Source organism: Occallatibacter sp. (genome assembly GCF_035317045.1).
Lineage (GTDB): Bacteria > Acidobacteriota > Terriglobia > Terriglobales > Acidobacteriaceae > Telmatobacter.
Window position 1 is genome coordinate 182,072 of the sequence record NZ_DATHHT010000011.1, and the last position, 17,170, is coordinate 199,241.

A 17,170-nucleotide genomic window follows, 5' to 3' on the forward strand; every position below is an offset into this window, starting at 1 on the left:
GGCCCAAACGCGAAACGGCCGGGTCATGTGGGCAATGCACGGCGGGCCGTTCACTTACTCCCTCACATTGAAGGAAAAACTTCGTCGATGACAGATACCCAAAACAAGATTCTCGTTACAGGTGGCGCCGGATTCATTGGTTCGAACTTTGTGCTGCGCTGGATCGAGACGGTCGGCACGCCGGTTGTGAATCTCGACCTGCTGACCTACGCCGGCAACCCCGAAAACCTCGCGGCCCTCGAAGACGACAAGCGCTACCAACTAGTGCGCGCCGACATCTGCGATGCCGAGGCAGTTGCCGCGGCGCTCAACGGGCATCGTCCGCGCGCCATCGTGCACTTTGCCGCCGAAAGCCACGTCGATCGTTCCATCGTCGATCCCGGCGCCTTCATCCACACCAACGTGCAAGGCACTTACACGCTGCTCGAACAGGCACGCCGCTACTGGTCAACGCTCGACGATGCGGCGAAAGCCCACTTCCGCTTTCTGCATGTCTCCACCGACGAGGTTTACGGAACGCTTTCCCCCGATGACCCGGCGTTTTCCGAAACAACACCGTACGCGCCGAATAGCCCCTATGCGGCCTCGAAGGCAGCTTCAGATCACCTCGCACGCGCCTACTTCCACACGTTCAAGCTTCCCGTGCTCACCACCAACTGCTCCAACAACTATGGCCCTTTCCAGTTTCCCGAAAAGCTCATCCCGCTCATGATCATGAACGCTCTCGAAGGCAAAGCGCTGCCGGTTTACGGGGATGGCCAGAACGTCCGCGACTGGCTTTTCGTCGACGACCACTGCTCGGCCATTCGTGCGGTCCTCGAGCGCGGCAAACTCGGAGAAACCTACAACGTGGGCGGCAACAGCGAGCGCAACAATCTGCATGTCGTGCATACGATCTGCGACCTGGTCGACACGTTCCGTCCCGATGCAAACATCGGCCCGCGTCGCAATCTCATCAAGTTTGTCGCAGATCGGCCGGGCCACGATCGTCGCTATGCGATCGATGCGCGCAAAATCGCACGGGAGCTTGGCTGGACGCCCTCTGTTGACTTCGAGCGCGGTCTTCGCAACACCGTCGAGTGGTATCTCAATCACGCATCCTGGATCGAGAATGTGCGCAGCGGCGCCTATCTCACGTGGATCAAGCAGAACTACGAGGAGAGGATTGCGCAATGAAGGGGATCATTCTTGCCGGTGGTTCGGGAACACGTCTCTACCCCGTCACACACGTCGTTTCGAAACAGCTTTTACCCGTCTACGACAAGCCGATGATCTACTACCCGCTGAGCACGCTGATGCTCGCCGGCCTACGCGATATTCTCATCATCTCCACGCCTGAGGACACGCATCGCTTCGTTCAACTCCTTGGCGACGGCAAGCGCTGGGGTATCAACCTTACCTATGCCGTGCAGCCCAGCCCGGACGGCCTCGCCCAGGCATTCACCATCGGGCACGAATTCATCGGCAACGATACCTGTTCGCTCATCCTCGGCGACAACATCTTCTACGGCCAATCGTTCTCGCGCGATCTGCAGCGTGCGGCGCAATTGAAAAGCGGCGCGCTGGTCTTCGCGTATCCGGTGCATGATCCCGAGCGTTACGGCGTGGTTGAATTCGATGACGCGGGCAAGGCCATCAGCATTGAAGAGAAGCCCAAACAGCCGAAGTCGCGGTACGCCGTTACCGGACTCTATTTCTACGACAACGATGTCGTTAGGCTCGCCACCGACCTCAAACCCTCCGCGCGCGGCGAACTCGAAATCACCGACCTCAACCGCCTCTACCTCGAAGCCGGCAAGTTGAAAGTGCAGGTCATGAGCCGCGGCATGGCATGGCTCGACACCGGCACTCACGATTCGCTATTCGAGGCCGGCCTCTACATTCAAACCATCGAACGCCGGCAGGGATTGATGATCGCCTGCCCGGAAGAGATTGCCTATCACTTCGGTTACATCACCGCCGAACAGCTTGAAGAACTGGCCAAACCCGTGGCGAAGAGCGGATATGGACAGTACCTCCTCGCGCTGCGCAACGAGCGGCAAATTCCCGCAGGAATCAGCGAGTTATGAATATCGAAGAAACCTCCCTACCCGGCGTGCTCCTGATTACGCCGAAGATTCACAGCGACAATCGAGGCGCTTTCTGGGAGACCTGGAATCACAAGGCATTCGAGTCTACGGGATTGCCATGCACCTGGGTGCAGGACAATTTTTCGATCTCGAAGAAGAACGTAATTCGCGGCATCCACTACCAGACCATCAACCCGCAGGGGAAACTGGTCCGCGCCACGCACGGCGCCGTGCTCGATGTTGCAGTTGATCTGCGCCGCAATTCACCCTGTTTCGGCGATCATGTCGCCGTTGAATTGACCGGCGAAAACGGCCGCATGCTCTGGATCCCCGAGGGCTTTGGCCACGCGTTCCTTGTCCTCAGCGAAGTCGCCGGGTTCGCCTACAAGGTCACTGATTCGTACAACCCCCAGGGCGAGCGCACCATTGTGTGGAACGATCCGGAACTCGCCATCGCATGGCCCGTTGTGCCAGAAGAAGCGATCGTGTCAGAGAAAGACGCGAAAGGGGCAACGCTCGCAACCGCAGAGGTATTCGCGTGAGCATCTGGCCGCGCGTTCTCGTCACCGGTGCCGACGGTCAGGTAGGTCGGGCGCTGCTCAAGAGCTTTGCAGAGTCCGCCGAAGTGATCGGCTGCAACCGCGCCTCCCTCGATCTCGCCGACGCCGACCAGATCCGCGATCAGGTGCGCAAAATTGCGCCCGACATCATTGTCAACGCCGGAGCGTATACGGCCGTCGATCGCGCCGAGAGCGAGCGCGATCTCGCCTTCGCCATCAATGCGCGCGCTCCCGGCATACTCGCGGAAGAGGCTCAGCGCGCCAGCGCTCTCCTGATTCACTACTCCACCGATTACGTTTTCAACGGTTCGAAGCGTGGACCGTGGGTCGAAGACGACGCGACCGATCCGCTCAGCGTCTATGGCGCCAGCAAACTCGCGGGCGAAGAAGCGATTCGCAGCGTAGGTGGCCGACATCTGATCTTCCGCACAAGTTGGGTCTATGCGCCTGAAGGCAAGAACTTCGTCCTCACCATGCTGCGCCTCGGCCGCGAACGCGACTCCCTGAATGTGGTCGACGATCAGGTAGGCGCCCCCACAACCGCCGCGGAATTGGCACGGGCGACTCAAGCAATCTCCGGGGGCATACTGGAAAAGAAATTTGGTGCGTCTCCGTCCTGGTCCGGCGTTTACCACATGACCTGCTCCGGCAGAGTTTCGTGGTACGAATTCGCGCGCACCATCTTCAAGCGCGCACACAAGCTTCTTGAAGACGAGGTTCCCAAAGTCAATCCGATCGCGACCAGTGACTACCCCACCCCCGCAAAACGTCCTTTGAATTCAGTACTTTCCAATGACAAGCTGCAGCGCACCTTCAACGTGTGCCTCGCTCCCTGGAAGTCCGCGCTCGATGAAGTTCTGGTGGCGATCGCTGCGCATCCGAAGCTTTGATCACAGACGCTCGCAGTCTGGCAATGTAGACTTCCTCCGAATCGGATTCCTTGGAGGAGTTGTGACTCGAATTGGAAACCTTCACGCCACGTTTCTAGCGTCGCTGATGTTTCTTCTGCCCGCCTGCGTGGCGCAAAGCCCCAGCAAAGGCCTCACCGCCGCCGAAGTAATGCAGCGCGTCATCGCGGCCACCGGAGCAACACCCCCTCCCGATACCGTCGATACGCTCAAGGCAGGCGATCCCAACACCGTGGTTACCGGCATCGTCACCACGTTCATGGATACCTATCCGGTACTCGAAAAAGCCGTGGCAAGCGGCAAGAACCTCATCATCACCCACGAACCGACCTTCTACAACCATCTCGACCAGCAGTCGCAGTTTGTCTCTGATCCCGTCTACCAACAGAAGCTCGCTTACATCCGCGAGCACCACCTCGTCGTCTATCGGTTCCACGACACCTGGCACCTACGCAAACCCGACGGAATCCTCGCCGGCATGATCGACCAGTTTGGATGGAGAAAGTATCAGAACAGCGCGAATCCCAACCTGTTCACGCTTCCCCCAACGACAGTCGGCCAGGTCGCCGCTTCGCTTCAGAAAAGTACTGGCGCCCGCGCCATCCGCATTGTCGGAGACCCGGCGATGTCCGTTACGCAGATCGCGCTGATGCCCGGTGCCTCCGGAGCCGATCGCCAGATCAAGACGCTCGAGCAGGATGACGTTCAGCTTCTCGTCGCTGGTGAATCGCGCGAGTGGGAAACCGTCCCATACGTCGTCGATGCCGCCGCTGAGGGCCGACCCAAAGCCCTTATCCTGCTCGGTCACGTTGTCTCAGAGGAAGCCGGCATGGACGAGTGCGCCCGATGGCTGCACACCATCTTTCCGGGAATGCCCATTCAGTTCATCCCCGCAGGCGAACCATTTCAGACCGTCCCGCACACCTCTATTCAGAAAAAGTGATCGAGATCCGAGGGGCCTGACAGTACCACCGTGTATTCTCTCCCCCCCTCTTGCACTTCCCCGCCAGATCGTCCGGCGGGTAACGTAGAACAATGGACTCCACCTCCGCCATTGAGAGCCCCGTGCACGCCGAGGATGCGCCCGTCGGGACAACCAGCCCGATGCTGCGCATCTTCAAACGCATTTTCTCCCGGCACCTGATGAGCATCTCTGTCCTCATTGTGCTGCCGGTCATCTTCACCACTTCGCTCAATCCCACTCTCGAATCCCTGCGCGACCCCGACATCTGGTGGCATCTGGCGAATGCCCGTCAGCTTATGTCGACGCATCACTTCATGACGACCGAAACCAACTCCTTTACCGTCGGCGGACAGCCGTGGGAGAACCCGGAATGGCTCGCCGAACTTCCCTACTGGTTCAGCTACCAGGCGCTTCACCTTCGCGGCATCTATCTCGTTGAATGGTTGATGACCGCCGTCAACCTTGCCTTCATGTACTGGCGCGGCTACCGCCGCTCGGGTCACGCCGGGGCGGCATGGTGGGCGGCCGGACTCGCGTTCCTGCTCATCTCTGTAAACGCCGGCCCCCGTACCATCGCAATGGCCTACATCGCCATGTCCTTCGAGCTTGGCATTCTTGAAGCAACAGAACGAGGAAAGACACGCGCCCTCTGGTTGTTGCCACCCCTTTTTTGCATCTGGGTCAATCTGCACGGCAGCTGGCTTATCGGCTTGGCTTTGCTTGTCCTGTACATCCTTTGCGGCGCGTTCGGAGTGAAAAAAGGTGTCGTCGAACAGGAGGCCTTCACTCCTGCCGAACGGAATCGCTTCCTCGCCGTTCTCGGTCTTTCCATCGGCGCACTCTTCGTCAATCCGTATGGGTGGCACCTCGTCTGGAACCCCATCGACATGATGTTCAACCAGAAACTGAACATCGCCAACGTGATGGAATGGAAGCCCCTGGATCTCACTTCCGTCGCCGGAGCAGCAGCATTTGGCGCCATGTGTCTCATGGTGATCTGCAACGCAATTCAAGGCCGCAAGTGGCGGGTCTACGAGTTGGCTTTCATTTTCTTCGCCTGGTATGCCGCGCTCATCCACATGCGCTTCCTCTTCATGGCCGCAATACTCACCACGCCCTTTCTCGCGGTCGATCTTCGCCGGGCTTTCAATCTCGGATCGGATGAAAAAACAATTCCGGCAGCCAATGCCTTCATGGTCACCGCTGCCGCCCTCACTTTCTTTTTCATCTTCCCAACCGAAAAGAAACTGGACACCAAGCTGAGCTCCTTCTTCCCCTTGCAAACGCTGGCGTCGATTCAACCCTCGTGGCGCACCTTCAACTCCGACTATGTCGGCGGCATGATGACCTTCGATTCCAAGCCCGACTTTATCGATTCGCGATTCGATATCTTCGAGCATCACGGAGTTCTTGCCGCCTATCTCCAGGTCATGTACCTGGCCGGGCCCCTTGAACTATTCGATAAGTACAGAATCGACCACATCCTCGTAACTGACTCCATGCCGATCTCCTACCTCTTGAAACGCACGCCCGGTTGGACCCAGGTGGAACGGGAAACCACTGGAAAAGAAATCTATGTCATGTTCGCCCGGACGCCGGGAACTCCCGCAGGTGCGACAGCCCTGAATACCGTTGAGCCGACCAAAAAATGAAGTTCATCGCATTGAGCCAGCGAAAATAAATTGAGCCCGGCAACTCCATGGAACGTGCTGAACCCCTCGCCGGCGCTCCCCGCTCAAGCCTTCGATACGAGGCAATAACCCTCATTGATGCTTTGCGTTGCGTCATAAAAGCGATCATTAACTTTAGATTGACAATCGCCCGACGGAAAACTTCAAACCCGGTCTCAACCACCCGCATGTGACTAACATCACAGGAGAGCGCCTGAATCCATGAAATTATTCTTTGGATAGGGTCGTGATCGGTATGGCTACACATACATTCTGGAGCGCTTCGGTGAATTTTGATTCTTCCTCATTCATTGCGGACAAGGAACTGATCGAAGCTCTGGAAAAACGCTCTTCGACGATGGTGTGCACGGAACCGCGCTCCCTTTTCGTGCAGGGAGGCGCCCCTGCCGGCCTCTACATCCTCCGCAAGGGAAGGGCGAGGCTCACAATGCAATCGCCTACCGGGGGCAGCCTGCTTTCGATCGCGCTTCATCCTGGTTCGCTGCTGGGCTTGCCGGCTCTCGTTGGAAATGAACCGTACACTCTTACGGCCAATGCCGAAAAGGATGCGGAACTCGGCTTCGTGAGCAAGGAAGATTTCAACAGCCTTATGCTCAGCGATCCGTCCCTTACATTAAGAGTGCTCCGTGTCCTCGCAGCCGAAGTGCGCACAGCGCGGCACGCGATTTCCGAGTTCTAGAGTACTTCCAGCCAGGGCCATCAGCAGCGCAATGTCTTACGCTTCTTCCCCACTCGCCCCATCTTTTCGATCTTCTCGATGTATGCAGCCGCCAGCGGCACTTTGCACTCAGTCTCGCCCATATCAACCTTGACCGTGCCAAGCTGTTTGGCGATTGCTTTGGCCTGGTGCAACAGAGGTTTGACGTAGCTTCCCGCAGCGATCACGAAAATGTTCATCGTGTACTTCACGCGGTTGGGCACAGTGCCAATCTCCTTCGGAATCCTGCCGAGTAGCACTTCAATCTCCTTGAGATCAAGATCTTCGTCGGCTCTCAACGACAAGAGTCCCGCGTACGTGGACCAGCCGCACGCGGCAACGGCGGCGTCCTTCGCTTTCATCCACTCCAGCGCCAGCTCGCGCGCCGAGGCATTCTCGACCGCAAGCCACGGCACCGTGTACTCCGAGATCATCTGCAGACCGACAGCGCTTTTCGCCCATTTGTTCAGTTGGGCTTTGCTCAGTTTCGATCCGTCGGCCACCATGCCGGCCAGGTACATCGCGTCCATGATTCCGGATTCATAGAGCTCGCACGCCAAAGCCTGCTCTCCCCGGATGGTCTTCGCGATCACCTTCATATCGGCAACGCTGACGCCATACAGCCGTTCCGGATCCATCCCGTGGCGCGCATAAATCTTGCGTGTCTGTTCCTTCCCCTTCTTTTTTAATTCCGACATGATTGCGGCAACGGTAGGCATCTGCGTCTCCAGTCTCGCGGGCATCGCATTAGGGTTGCCGTGGATTATCCGATGTGGCCGCCCAAAGCGCAATACCTTCGAAGAATCTGCAAGCTTGCCTCGCGACCCGTGATGCCGACATGGGATGGCCCGCGCCGGAATGCGTTAGCATCCTGAGTGTGCCCGGCCTTGAAAGTGAAATCCAGTTTGTGCGCGGTGTCGGTCCGCAGCTCTCGAAGATGCTGGCCGAGAAAGGTATCCGGACTGCCGAAGATCTGCTCTACCATCTTCCTTTTCGCTATGAGGACCGCCAGAACCCCCGCAGTCTCGACGAACTCAAGCCCGGCGAAACCGCCAGCGTCATCGCCGAAGTACGCGGCGCAGCCCTGCTGCGGACGCGCCGCATGCCGCTCTTTGAGGTAACCGTTGGGCAGGGCCGCCACGTGCTCAAGTGCCTCTGGTTCCACGCCACGTATCTCGACGGCAAATTCCACGCCGGGCAGACCGTCGCTCTCTATGGCAAGATCGAACCCTCCCGCTCGTCCAGCAACTTCAAAATGATCCAGCCGCAATTCGAGATCCTGCCCGACTCGAGCGACGATGCGGAGACCCGCCTGCTCGAGGTTGGCCGCATCACACCCGTATACGAGTCGCTCGGTGGCGCAAGACTCGCCTCCCGCTGGCAGCGCAAAGTAATCTTCAACTTGCTCGAAAGCATGCGCGGCACTGTGCCGGAGTGCCTGCCAGCAACGATGCTTGGGCGCCTTGACATGCCCGACCGCGAAGCCTCGCTCCGCGAAGTGCACTTCCCGCCCGAAGGAACTTCGCTGACGCAACTGCAGTCCTGGGCGACGCCGGCACATCGCCGCCTCATCTTCGAGGAGCTGTTCTTTCTTGAACTGGGTCTTGAACTCAAGCGCCGTCGCATGCGCGAACGTAGCGGAATCGCATTCGAAACCAGCGACAAGGTCCGCAATGCCATCCGGGAAGTCTTGCCCTTTCACCCCACCGCCGCGCAAAAGCGAACCCTTGGCGAGATTGTTACCGACATGCGTGCGCCCAATCCCATGCGGCGCCTGCTGCAAGGGGACGTCGGATCGGGCAAAACCATCGTCGCCCTCCAGGCCATGCTCGTGGCCATCGAAAACGGCTATCAGGCAGCGCTCATGGCGCCCACCGAAATTCTCGCTACGCAGCACTTCCTCGCCGCTCGGAAGCTGCTCGAGCGCTCCTCGCGAAAGTATCGCATCGTGTTGCTCACCGGCTCGCTCGATGAGGAACGCAAGCGTACCAACCGCGGCCTCATCAATCGCGGCGAGGCCCAGTTGGTCATCGGCACCCACGCCCTCATCGAAGAAAAAGTCGAATTCGATCGCCTGGGCCTGGTGGTCGTCGACGAACAGCACCGGTTCGGGGTGCTTCAGCGCTTCAAGCTGATGAAGAAGCCGAATCAGCCGGAGCCCGACGTGCTGGTCATGACCGCAACTCCGATTCCGCGCACACTGGCCCTTTCGCTTTACGGCGATCTCGACGTCAGCATCCTCGACGAATTGCCGCCCGGCCGCACTCCCATCGTCACGCGACGGGTCCCCGAGGAACGCGCCGACGATGTATGGGATTTCGTGCGCAAGCAGGTCGCGCAAAAGCGGCAGGCATACATCGTCTACCCCGTCATTGAAGGCAGTACCGACGACCAGCCCGAACTTGATTTCTCGCACGACGAATCAACAGCAACGATCGCGGAGCCCGTAACTCAACCGGCAAAGAAGATACGCAAAGGCAAAACCGCGGAGCTCTTCTCCGGCATCTCCAGCCAAAAGCCCGCTCCAAAAAGTAAAGGAGCAGAGCTCAAGTCCGCCGTCGCCATGCACGAAAAGCTCCGCACCGGCCCCCTCGCCGGGTTGCGTGTCGGCCTGCTTCACGGCCGCCTGGATTCCGATGAAAAAGAAGTGATCATGCGCCGTTTTCAACGCGGTGAAATTGACGTCCTCGTCGCAACCACGGTCGTTGAAGTCGGAGTCGACGTTCCCAACGCCACCGTCATGGTCGTCGAACACGCCGAGCGCTTCGGCCTCGCGCAGTTGCATCAGCTTCGCGGCCGCGTCGGCCGTGGAAGTGCCAAGAGCTACTGCATCCTCATCACTGGTCCCTACGTCTCCGAGCAAGGGGAAGAGCGCCTGAATGCGATGGTCCGCACCCAGGACGGCTTTGAGTTGGCGGAGCTTGACCTTTCCATGCGCGGACCCGGCGAATTTTTCGGCACCCGACAGGCCGGTCTCCCCGATTTTCGCGTCGCCAACCTCGTCCGCGACCGCGCACTCCTCGAACTCGCCAAGCGCGAAGCAGCGCACTTCGTCGCAACCCCCGGCGAATACCCCAAAGGCGAACAGGAACGCATCAAAGCTCGCCTCAAAGAGGCATGGCAGCGGCGTTATGGACTGGTCGAAGCCGGTTAAAAGCATTAATGCGGCAACAAGAGACAACCGTCGTCCCCCGCTTCGGGAAGCGGCGACGTCTGTACCTCCAGATCGATGCTGACAATTTCTTCCCGGCAATCTTTCCGCACCATCTTCGTGCACTGGCAGAGCTCGGTAAAGCGAATGTGGGCACCCTGGCTGAGTTCCAGTCCCGCGGCAATCAAAATGCTGTAGATTTCCAGGCAGGAGCCCCGCTCAAATTCAAACAGGATCTCGATCAGACCCGCATCGCTTGCGCTCCGGCTCAGAACCCAGCCTCCGCATCCGAGAATCGCGCCGGTCAGAGATTTGACCATCCGGCACGGCTCCTCCCGCGAGATTGCCCGCATCTGCAATGCCCATGGAATCGCATTTGTCGGGAGCGGATTGCCTAAATCTTGAGCCTGCCTCATGTCCGCTTTATCGGCGGGAAGGATGGAAGGTTCAAGCTGTGCCGTAGCGAGGCAGCGGTTCGCCAGCCAATAGCAGAATCCCTTCCATCCACTGCACGCTCGCATTTCTACAGCCCCTGGTTCCGGATGTTAGTTTGGTACACAGCATGATCGTCGGCAGCGGTATTGACCTGGTTGAAATCGCGCGCATCCAGCAATCGTTTGAGCGCTACGGAAAGCGATTTCTGGATCGCGTCTTCACCCCCGCCGAGCAGGCCTACTGCCTGCGCAAACGCAATGCGGCCGAAAGCCTGGCCGCTCGGTTTGCCGCCAAAGAGGCCGGCGCCAAGGCCCTCGGAACAGGCATCAGCCGAGGCGTGAACTGGCTGGAGATCGAAGTGGTGCGGGAGCCCGGCGGTCGCCCCAACCTGCGCTTCCATGGCCGCGCCGCCGAGATTGCCGCGCAACTGGGCGTAGCTCACGCCGCGCTTTCGATCACGCATACCGCAAGCCTCTCGATGGCCAACGTGATTCTGGAAAACCAGGGCTGAGATCCCGAGCCAATCGAAAGCAGCCACGCCATCCATCGGCCGTCCTTTGCTAAATGTCAGAATCTAAATGCTAAAGAGCTGCCCATGTATCCTTGTCCGCAAAAACACCTGATTCACATTGGCAACGAAAGAACATGCTCCTCCTTCGTGGTCCAACCACAGAAACCCCGTTCGTTTCACCTTCCAGCCTCCTCACCAAACTGCTCGGTAACCCCTGCCCTTTCTGCTATTCTCAAGGCGACGACGCAGACTGGTCGGGTCAGCTTCTTCATGAGGTAGGCGTGCCAAGCCGCAAAGAGATTCAGTGGTCCCAGCTGAGAGTTGGCGCATTAGTCCTGGCGGCCATGGCCGTTCTGGTTTTCGTCATCCTCCTCATGAATTCCTCCGAGGGAGGCCTTTTCGCCAACAAGCTCACCCTTCGCACCTATTTCGATAATGCAGGCGGCCTGAAGGCAGGCGCTCCGGTAACCCTTGAGGGCGTCACCATTGGCAACATCACGCGGATACGCGTCGTGCCCGAACGCGGCCCCAAGCCAGTTGAGATCAGCATGCGGGTTGGCGGCAAGTATATTCATGATCTGCATGTTGACTCGACAACCTCGATTGTCCAGGCAGGCGTCCTCGGCGATAGCTATGTCGATATCACTTCCGCCCACGCCAATGGCCCTCAGCCAGCCAACAACGCCGAACTCGTCTCGATTGAAGCATCCAACTTACAGAGCGTTATCAGCGCCAGCCAGACAGGAATCGAAGAAATCACCCGGCTGATGCGTAACTCCAACAAGCTGGTCGAGACTCTGAATTCAAGGCGCGGCACACTTGGCGGTCTGATCAATGACCCGGTCTTTTATTCCAAATTGAACCGCATTGCTGACAACCTCGACAGGTTAACGGCAGCCATCAGCAATGGACACGGAACGCTGGGCAAACTTGTCAATGACGACACGCTCTATACCCACGCCAATTCCGTGATTGATAAGCTCGACCAGATTGCAAGCGGCATTCAGGATGGCCAGGGCACGGCCGGCAAGTTCGTCAAGGACGACACGCTCTACAAGAATCTGAACACTGCGGTCACCAGCGCCAATCAACTCCTTGCCGACGTAAACGCAGGGAAGGGATCGATCGGCAAGCTAGCGAAGGATCCGGAATTTGCCAAAAAACTCGATGACACGGTAACGCGCCTCGACGGCATTCTCACCAGTATCGACGAGGGCAAGGGCACCATCGGACAGTTGATGCAGAACCGGTCTCTCTACGACCACACTGACCAGACCATGGACCAGACTCGGCAACTGGTCAAAAGCATCCGCGACGATCCTAAAAAATATCTCGTCATCCGCCTGAAATTGTTTTAGCTCGGGATTGCCGGCACCACTAACTCCATCCGTTTTGCGGAACTTCCGGTCGTTCGAAACTGATTCTTATCCCATCGGAGGTCCTTGTGTTCGCTGGAACTCGAAACCTGGCAGCCGTGGTCTGCCTTCTGTCGCTCGCAACGGCCGTGTCGCTCTGTCGGCATCCAGCCGCGATAGCCCACGCGGCAACAACCGACGCCCCAGCCTATGCCGCCAACGGCGATCTGCTGCCGCCTCGGGATTATCGCGAGTGGATTTACCTCACATCCGGCATCGACATGAGCTACTCGCCGAAAGCGATGGACATGCAGGGCCAACCCGTCTTCGACAATGTATTCGTAAATCCCGCCGCCTGGCGCAGCTTTGTGGCAACCGGAATCTGGCCCGACAAGACTTTCATGGTTCTTGAAGTGCGCGGAGCGAAAACCAAAGGGTCGATCAACCAGCGCGGCCATTTCCAGGACACCGGGATCATGGGCATCGAAGTCCACGTGAAGGATGAAGCGCGCTTCCCCGGCAAGTGGGCTTTTTTCGAATTTGATTCTCCCGATAAGACCGGAACGCTCGTCCCCCAGGGCGCGCCCTGTTACACTTGCCACGCAGCTCACGCGGCTGTGGACACTACATTCGTGCAGTTCTATCCGACTCTGCTGCCCGTTGCGAAAGCAAAGGGAACGCTCGCTGCCGGCTACCTGAAAGAAGAAGCCGCAGCAAGCTCGAAGTAGGCACCGGAGCAAACTGCATGGGCGAATTGGCCGTAAGTGAGTTTCGCTTGCTCCAGCAGCAGAAGGACTTATTTCTGAATAACGTGGCTACGTGGGCTCCTGCGCAGCTTCGCCTCTGTTGCAAACCTGGTTCGTGGTCGGCGCTTCAAGTGCTCGATCACGTCATCCGAACCGAGCGCGGCATCCTGGCTGAGATCCAGAAAAACGTGCGGCAATGTGACCGCGTGGCCTTCGTGCATCGCGTCAAAAGCGACCTTCTCATTCTGCTGATGCGTTCTCCGGCACGCGTGAAAGTACCGGGCCTGGTATCCCGTGTAATTCTCCCAGGCAATGAAATCGATTTGGTGGAGTTGATTGCAGCCTGGAACGAATCTCAAACGCAATTGGAGCAGTGGGCCAGTGAACTCCGCGAAAACCAAACCGGCTATGCTGGCTTTCGACACCCGGTGAGCGGATGGATGAGCGTGTTGCAAGCCATCATGTTTCTTGCAGCACACGTGCGACACCACAGATACCAATTGGGGAGAATCCGGCGACATGCGCGCTGGCCGCAAGCCGGCGCAGCTACCACGGCTGGGAGTGGCCGTCCGACGGCACAATGATGGAGTTTCCGCTGGGCGCTCAGAATCGATGACGACGGTGTTCGCAATGACTCCAACCTACCGCGCGAAATCCATCCGGCTGGCTGCGAAAAATCTTCCAGAACTGGAGAAAACACTTCAGCCGGACCAGCTGAAAGTAGTCGTGCGCAATAAGGTAAAACACCGTCGCCCCGGTCCACACCACGTGCAGCGCATCGCTACCAAGCTGATCGCTGAACGGCAGCGGCGCAGCCGACAGCACCATCGCCACCACCATCAGTGCCAGGTTCACGATTCCCATCACCATCCCGATCTCGAACAGCTCTGACGTGAACGGGCGTCCCAGTCTCAGGGCTAATCCAAGAGCGGAAGGTGCGGAGCACTCTTCCATCAGCATTAGTACAGGCGCAACCGAGACGATCCACCCCACCAGCGCCCACAGCGTGAAGAACCCCAGCGAAAGAAAGATGAGCCAGATGGAGAAACCGATCAGGTCCGGGTCGCTGTTGGCGGGAAAATGAGTTGTCGCCACCCAGGCGACAGACCTGAACCAGCCCCAGCAGATGCCTCCAAACAGAATCAGCCAGACGGTCTGAAGCGCCATCATCGACAGGGGACGAAAGCGCAACCCAGCCTGCATGAGCCGGAAGGCAAAGCTGCGTCCAAGTCCCGAGACTACGATCCATGCTACGGCTGCGATCGGCACCAGCCAGCGCAGTTCGTGTGCAATCAGCGGATCATACTTCGTAACCGCGCGGCTGAATGCCCCGGCCGCGAGCCACGGATTGGAAGGGTCGATGTTGCTCAGACCGGAGTCCTCCGGCGTGAGTACGGCGAACACATGCTGCAGACGCGACCAGCAAACCAGCAGAAACGGCACACCGAACAGCCATCGCCAGCTTACTTCCACAGCAACGACCAGGGGGCGCTTCAGCATCCAGCCCATCTGATCGACCAGCGTTTGCGTTCCTCGAATCTGTTCTGCCCTGCTGCCCGTAATCACCTGACCACCAGGTTGACCGCGCGTCCCGGCACAACGATGACCTTGGCCAGCGTCTTTCCGGCAATCCGCGCCTTTACCTTCTCCTCTTCGAGTGCTGCAGCTTCCATCACCTTGGAATCGGATCCTGCCGGCACGCGAATCACGCTCACCAGCTTTCCGTTGATTTGCACCGGAATCTCAATCTCGTCTTCCTTCGCCAATTCCGGATCGCTCTTCGGCCACGGCTGTCTGAGCACCGCTCCTTCGCCGCCAAGCTCCTCCCACAACTCCGCCGCAAGGTACGGCGCAAACGGCGCGAGCAGCAGCACCAGCGTCTGCAGCAGTTCATGCATCACCGGAGCAGGCACCTCGCCCGCCGCCAATTGCGCATCCGCCCCCTGTATCTCGTTCACCAATTCCATGATGGCCGCGACGCATGTGTTGAAATGCCAGCGGCCCTCGAAATCCTGCGTAATCTTTGCCGTCGTCTGGTGCAGCTTGCGCAGCAGCCTCAGCGCAACTGCTCCGCTGTCCTGCGTTTTGGACTGACCTCGAACGGCTGATCGACAAACCGGCGCATACTTCGTTACCAGCCTCCACACGCGGCCCAGGAACCGGGTCACTCCGGCGACGCCATCTTCCTGCCAGTCAAGATCGCGATCAGGAGGCGCAGCAAACAAGGCGTACATGCGCGCAGCGTCGGCGCCGTAGCGAGCCACCATATCATCAGGCGAAACCACGTTGCCCTTCGACTTCGACATCTTGGCGCCGTCCTTGATCACCATTCCCTGCGTGAACAGGCGCTTGACCGGCTCATCATTCGTGATCATTCCCAGGTCGCGCATCACCTTCGTCCAGAAGCGGGAATAGATCAGGTGCAGAATCGCATGCTCCACGCCGCCAATGTACTGATCGATGGGGAACCAATACTGCACAGTCGCCGAATTGAACGGCGCCACCGCATTCTTCGCATCCGTATAACGGTAGAAATACCAGCTCGAATCGACGAACGTATCCATCGTGTCCGTCTCGCGCTTCGCCGGCCCCTTGCACTTGGGACACGTCACGTTCACAAAGTCCGGAACGCGTGCCAGCGGCGAGCCGCCCTGCTGCGTGATTTCGATTTTCTCTGGCAGCAACACCGGCAACTGATCGTAAGGCACCGGCACAATGCCATCCCGTTCGCAGTGAATCATCGGAATCGGTGTGCCCCAATACCGTTGACGGCTTACGCCCCAATCCTTCAAGCGAAACGTTACCGTAGCTTCGCCGAAATTCTTGCTCGCCGCAACCTCTTGCAGCCTCTTTTGCGCGTCGTGGCAACTCAACCCATTGAACTCGCCCGAATTCACCAGCACGCCGTCTTCTGACAGGTACGGCAACTCCGGCTCTTCGGCGCTTGGATCAGACGGCGCAATCACGCGGCGAACCGGAATCGCATACTTTTTCGCGAATTCAAAGTCGCGCGCATCGTGCCCCGGCACGCTCATGATGGCGCCCGTGCCGTAATCGCTCAGCACGTAATTCGCCACCCAGATCGGCACCATTTCGCCGCTGTACGGGTTGATCGCGAACTTGCCCGTCGGTATTCCATGCTTCTCAATCTCGCCGATATCGCCAGCTTCACGCGCCTTTTTCTGCTCGTCAAGCAGCTTCGCAACCTGCTCCCGCAATCCCCCATCATCTTCAGCCAGCGATTTCACCAGGGGATGTTCCGGCGCAAGCTGCACGCTTGTCGCTCCAAAAATCGTATCCACGCGCGTGGTAAACACACGAATCTTTTCCGACCGGTTTTCTACGCCGAAATCAACTTCCGTTCCCTCGCTGCGCCCGATCCAGTTGCGCTGCATGGTACGGACCTTCTCCGGCCAGCCATCGAGTTTGTCGAGCCCGTCCAGCAATTCCTGTGCATACGCCGTGATGCGGAGAAACCATTGCACCAGGTCGCGTTGCTCGACAATCGTGTCCTCGTGCCGCCAGCAGCGCCCGTCGATCACCTGCTCGTTGGCCAGCACCGTGGCGCACTCGGGGCACCAGTTCACCTTGCTCTTCTTGCGATAGGCCAGATCCTTCTCGAACATGCGCAGGAAGAACCACTGGTTCCACTTGTAGTAGTCGGGAAAGCAGGTTGTAACCTCGGTCGCCCAGTCGAAGCCCATGCCGAGGCGATCGAACTGGCGCTTCATCGCCGCGATATTGGACAGTGTCCACTCGCGCGGCGGCGTATTGTTCTTGAGCGCGGCATTCTCCGCCGGGAGCCCGAACGCGTCCCACCCCATCGGGTGCATGACGTTGTAGCCGCGCATCCACATGTGACGTGCCAGCGCGTCGCCGATGGAGTAGTTGCGCACGTGGCCCATGTGCAGCGCACCGCTCGGATACGGCAACATCTCCAGCACGTAGTACTTCGGTTTGCCGCACGAGTGGGGCTCGGCCGCGTACATCCCTGGGTCCGCCGCCCACCGCGCCTGCCATTTTGTCTCAATTATCGCCGGGTCGTATCGAAGTTCTTTATCTTCCGCCATCACTCTTCAGTGT

Annotated in this window: 16 protein-coding genes; 12 read left to right on the forward strand and 4 right to left on the reverse strand. The window is 58.7% G+C overall.

Translation table 11 applies throughout. The features are described 5' to 3' along the window. Positions 1-87 precede the first annotated feature (87 nt). The 7 genes from rfbB to VK574_RS04145 all read left to right on the forward strand — a co-directional run bounded on the left by rfbB (position 88) and on the right by VK574_RS04145 (position 6,871). Positions 88-1,176 (forward strand): dTDP-glucose 4,6-dehydratase, encoded by a 1,089-nt coding sequence (rfbB, locus tag VK574_RS04115; RefSeq protein WP_472798539.1) that lies wholly within the window; start codon positions 88-90, stop codon positions 1,174-1,176. Beyond that, entirely contained in the window at positions 1,173-2,069 is an 897-nt protein-coding gene (rfbA, locus tag VK574_RS04120; RefSeq protein ID WP_472798540.1) for a glucose-1-phosphate thymidylyltransferase RfbA, read from the forward strand. Before rfbB ends, rfbA begins: the two co-directional genes overlap by 4 nt. Then, on the forward strand, positions 2,066-2,611 hold the full coding sequence (gene rfbC / locus VK574_RS04125) for a dTDP-4-dehydrorhamnose 3,5-epimerase (protein ID WP_472798541.1): 546 nt from the start codon (positions 2,066-2,068) through the stop codon (positions 2,609-2,611). Before rfbA ends, rfbC begins: the two co-directional genes overlap by 4 nt. Then, complete coding sequence (gene rfbD / locus VK574_RS04130; protein WP_472798542.1) at positions 2,608-3,519, forward strand: dTDP-4-dehydrorhamnose reductase; 912 nt, start codon at positions 2,608-2,610, stop codon at positions 3,517-3,519. Before rfbC ends, rfbD begins: the two co-directional genes overlap by 4 nt. A 61-nt stretch (positions 3,520-3,580) precedes the next feature. Next, a complete protein-coding gene (locus tag VK574_RS04135) occupies positions 3,581-4,480 on the forward strand; it encodes a Nif3-like dinuclear metal center hexameric protein (RefSeq protein WP_472798543.1) in 900 nt (299 codons plus the stop codon). A gap of 92 nt (positions 4,481-4,572) precedes the next feature. Next, the gene (locus VK574_RS04140; RefSeq protein WP_472798544.1) at positions 4,573-6,153 is read left to right on the forward strand and encodes a hypothetical protein; all 1,581 of its coding nucleotides are present in this window, start codon (positions 4,573-4,575) and stop codon (positions 6,151-6,153) included. A gap of 274 nt (positions 6,154-6,427) precedes the next feature. Then, on the forward strand, positions 6,428-6,871 hold the full coding sequence (locus tag VK574_RS04145; protein ID WP_472798545.1) for a Crp/Fnr family transcriptional regulator: 444 nt from the start codon (positions 6,428-6,430) through the stop codon (positions 6,869-6,871). 20 nt (positions 6,872-6,891) lie between these two features. Here VK574_RS04145 and VK574_RS04150 read toward each other — a convergent pair whose 3' ends face one another. Next, entirely contained in the window at positions 6,892-7,608 is a 717-nt protein-coding gene (locus VK574_RS04150; RefSeq protein WP_472798546.1) for a DNA alkylation repair protein, read from the reverse strand. 119 nt (positions 7,609-7,727) lie between these two features. Between VK574_RS04150 and recG the strand changes: the two genes are divergently transcribed. Next, positions 7,728-10,043 carry an ATP-dependent DNA helicase RecG gene (gene recG, locus VK574_RS04155; protein ID WP_472798547.1) on the forward strand — a complete coding sequence of 772 codons (2,316 nt, stop codon included), beginning with the start codon at positions 7,728-7,730 and terminating at the stop codon, positions 10,041-10,043. 5 nt (positions 10,044-10,048) lie between these two features. Here recG and VK574_RS04160 read toward each other — a convergent pair whose 3' ends face one another. Further along, complete coding sequence (locus VK574_RS04160) at positions 10,049-10,360, reverse strand: hypothetical protein (protein ID WP_472798548.1); 312 nt, start codon at positions 10,358-10,360, stop codon at positions 10,049-10,051. 242 nt (positions 10,361-10,602) lie between these two features. Between VK574_RS04160 and VK574_RS04165 the strand changes: the two genes are divergently transcribed. From VK574_RS04165 to VK574_RS04180, 4 genes are all read left to right on the forward strand, one after another. Next, positions 10,603-10,986 carry a holo-ACP synthase gene (locus VK574_RS04165; protein WP_472798549.1) on the forward strand — a complete coding sequence of 128 codons (384 nt, stop codon included), beginning with the start codon at positions 10,603-10,605 and terminating at the stop codon, positions 10,984-10,986. 281 nt (positions 10,987-11,267) lie between these two features. Next, on the forward strand, positions 11,268-12,344 hold the full coding sequence (locus VK574_RS04170) for an MlaD family protein (RefSeq protein WP_472798550.1): 1,077 nt from the start codon (positions 11,268-11,270) through the stop codon (positions 12,342-12,344). An 86-nt stretch (positions 12,345-12,430) separates the two neighbouring features. Then, on the forward strand, positions 12,431-13,069 hold the full coding sequence (locus VK574_RS04175; protein ID WP_472798551.1) for a cytochrome P460 family protein: 639 nt from the start codon (positions 12,431-12,433) through the stop codon (positions 13,067-13,069). Between the two features lie 17 nt (positions 13,070-13,086). Next, positions 13,087-13,671, forward strand: coding sequence for a DinB family protein (locus tag VK574_RS04180; protein WP_472798552.1), 585 nt, complete (start codon positions 13,087-13,089; stop codon positions 13,669-13,671). Between the two features lie 19 nt (positions 13,672-13,690). Here the strand turns inward: VK574_RS04180 and VK574_RS04185 are convergent, their stop codons facing one another. Both VK574_RS04185 and leuS read right to left on the reverse strand, forming a co-directional pair. Beyond that, positions 13,691-14,653 carry a hypothetical protein gene (locus tag VK574_RS04185; protein WP_472798553.1) on the reverse strand — a complete coding sequence of 321 codons (963 nt, stop codon included), beginning with the start codon at positions 14,651-14,653 and terminating at the stop codon, positions 13,691-13,693. Then, positions 14,650-17,157 carry a leucine--tRNA ligase gene (leuS, locus tag VK574_RS04190; RefSeq protein WP_472798554.1) on the reverse strand — a complete coding sequence of 836 codons (2,508 nt, stop codon included), beginning with the start codon at positions 17,155-17,157 and terminating at the stop codon, positions 14,650-14,652. Before leuS ends, VK574_RS04185 begins: the two co-directional genes overlap by 4 nt. Positions 17,158-17,170: the final 13 nt, after the last annotated feature.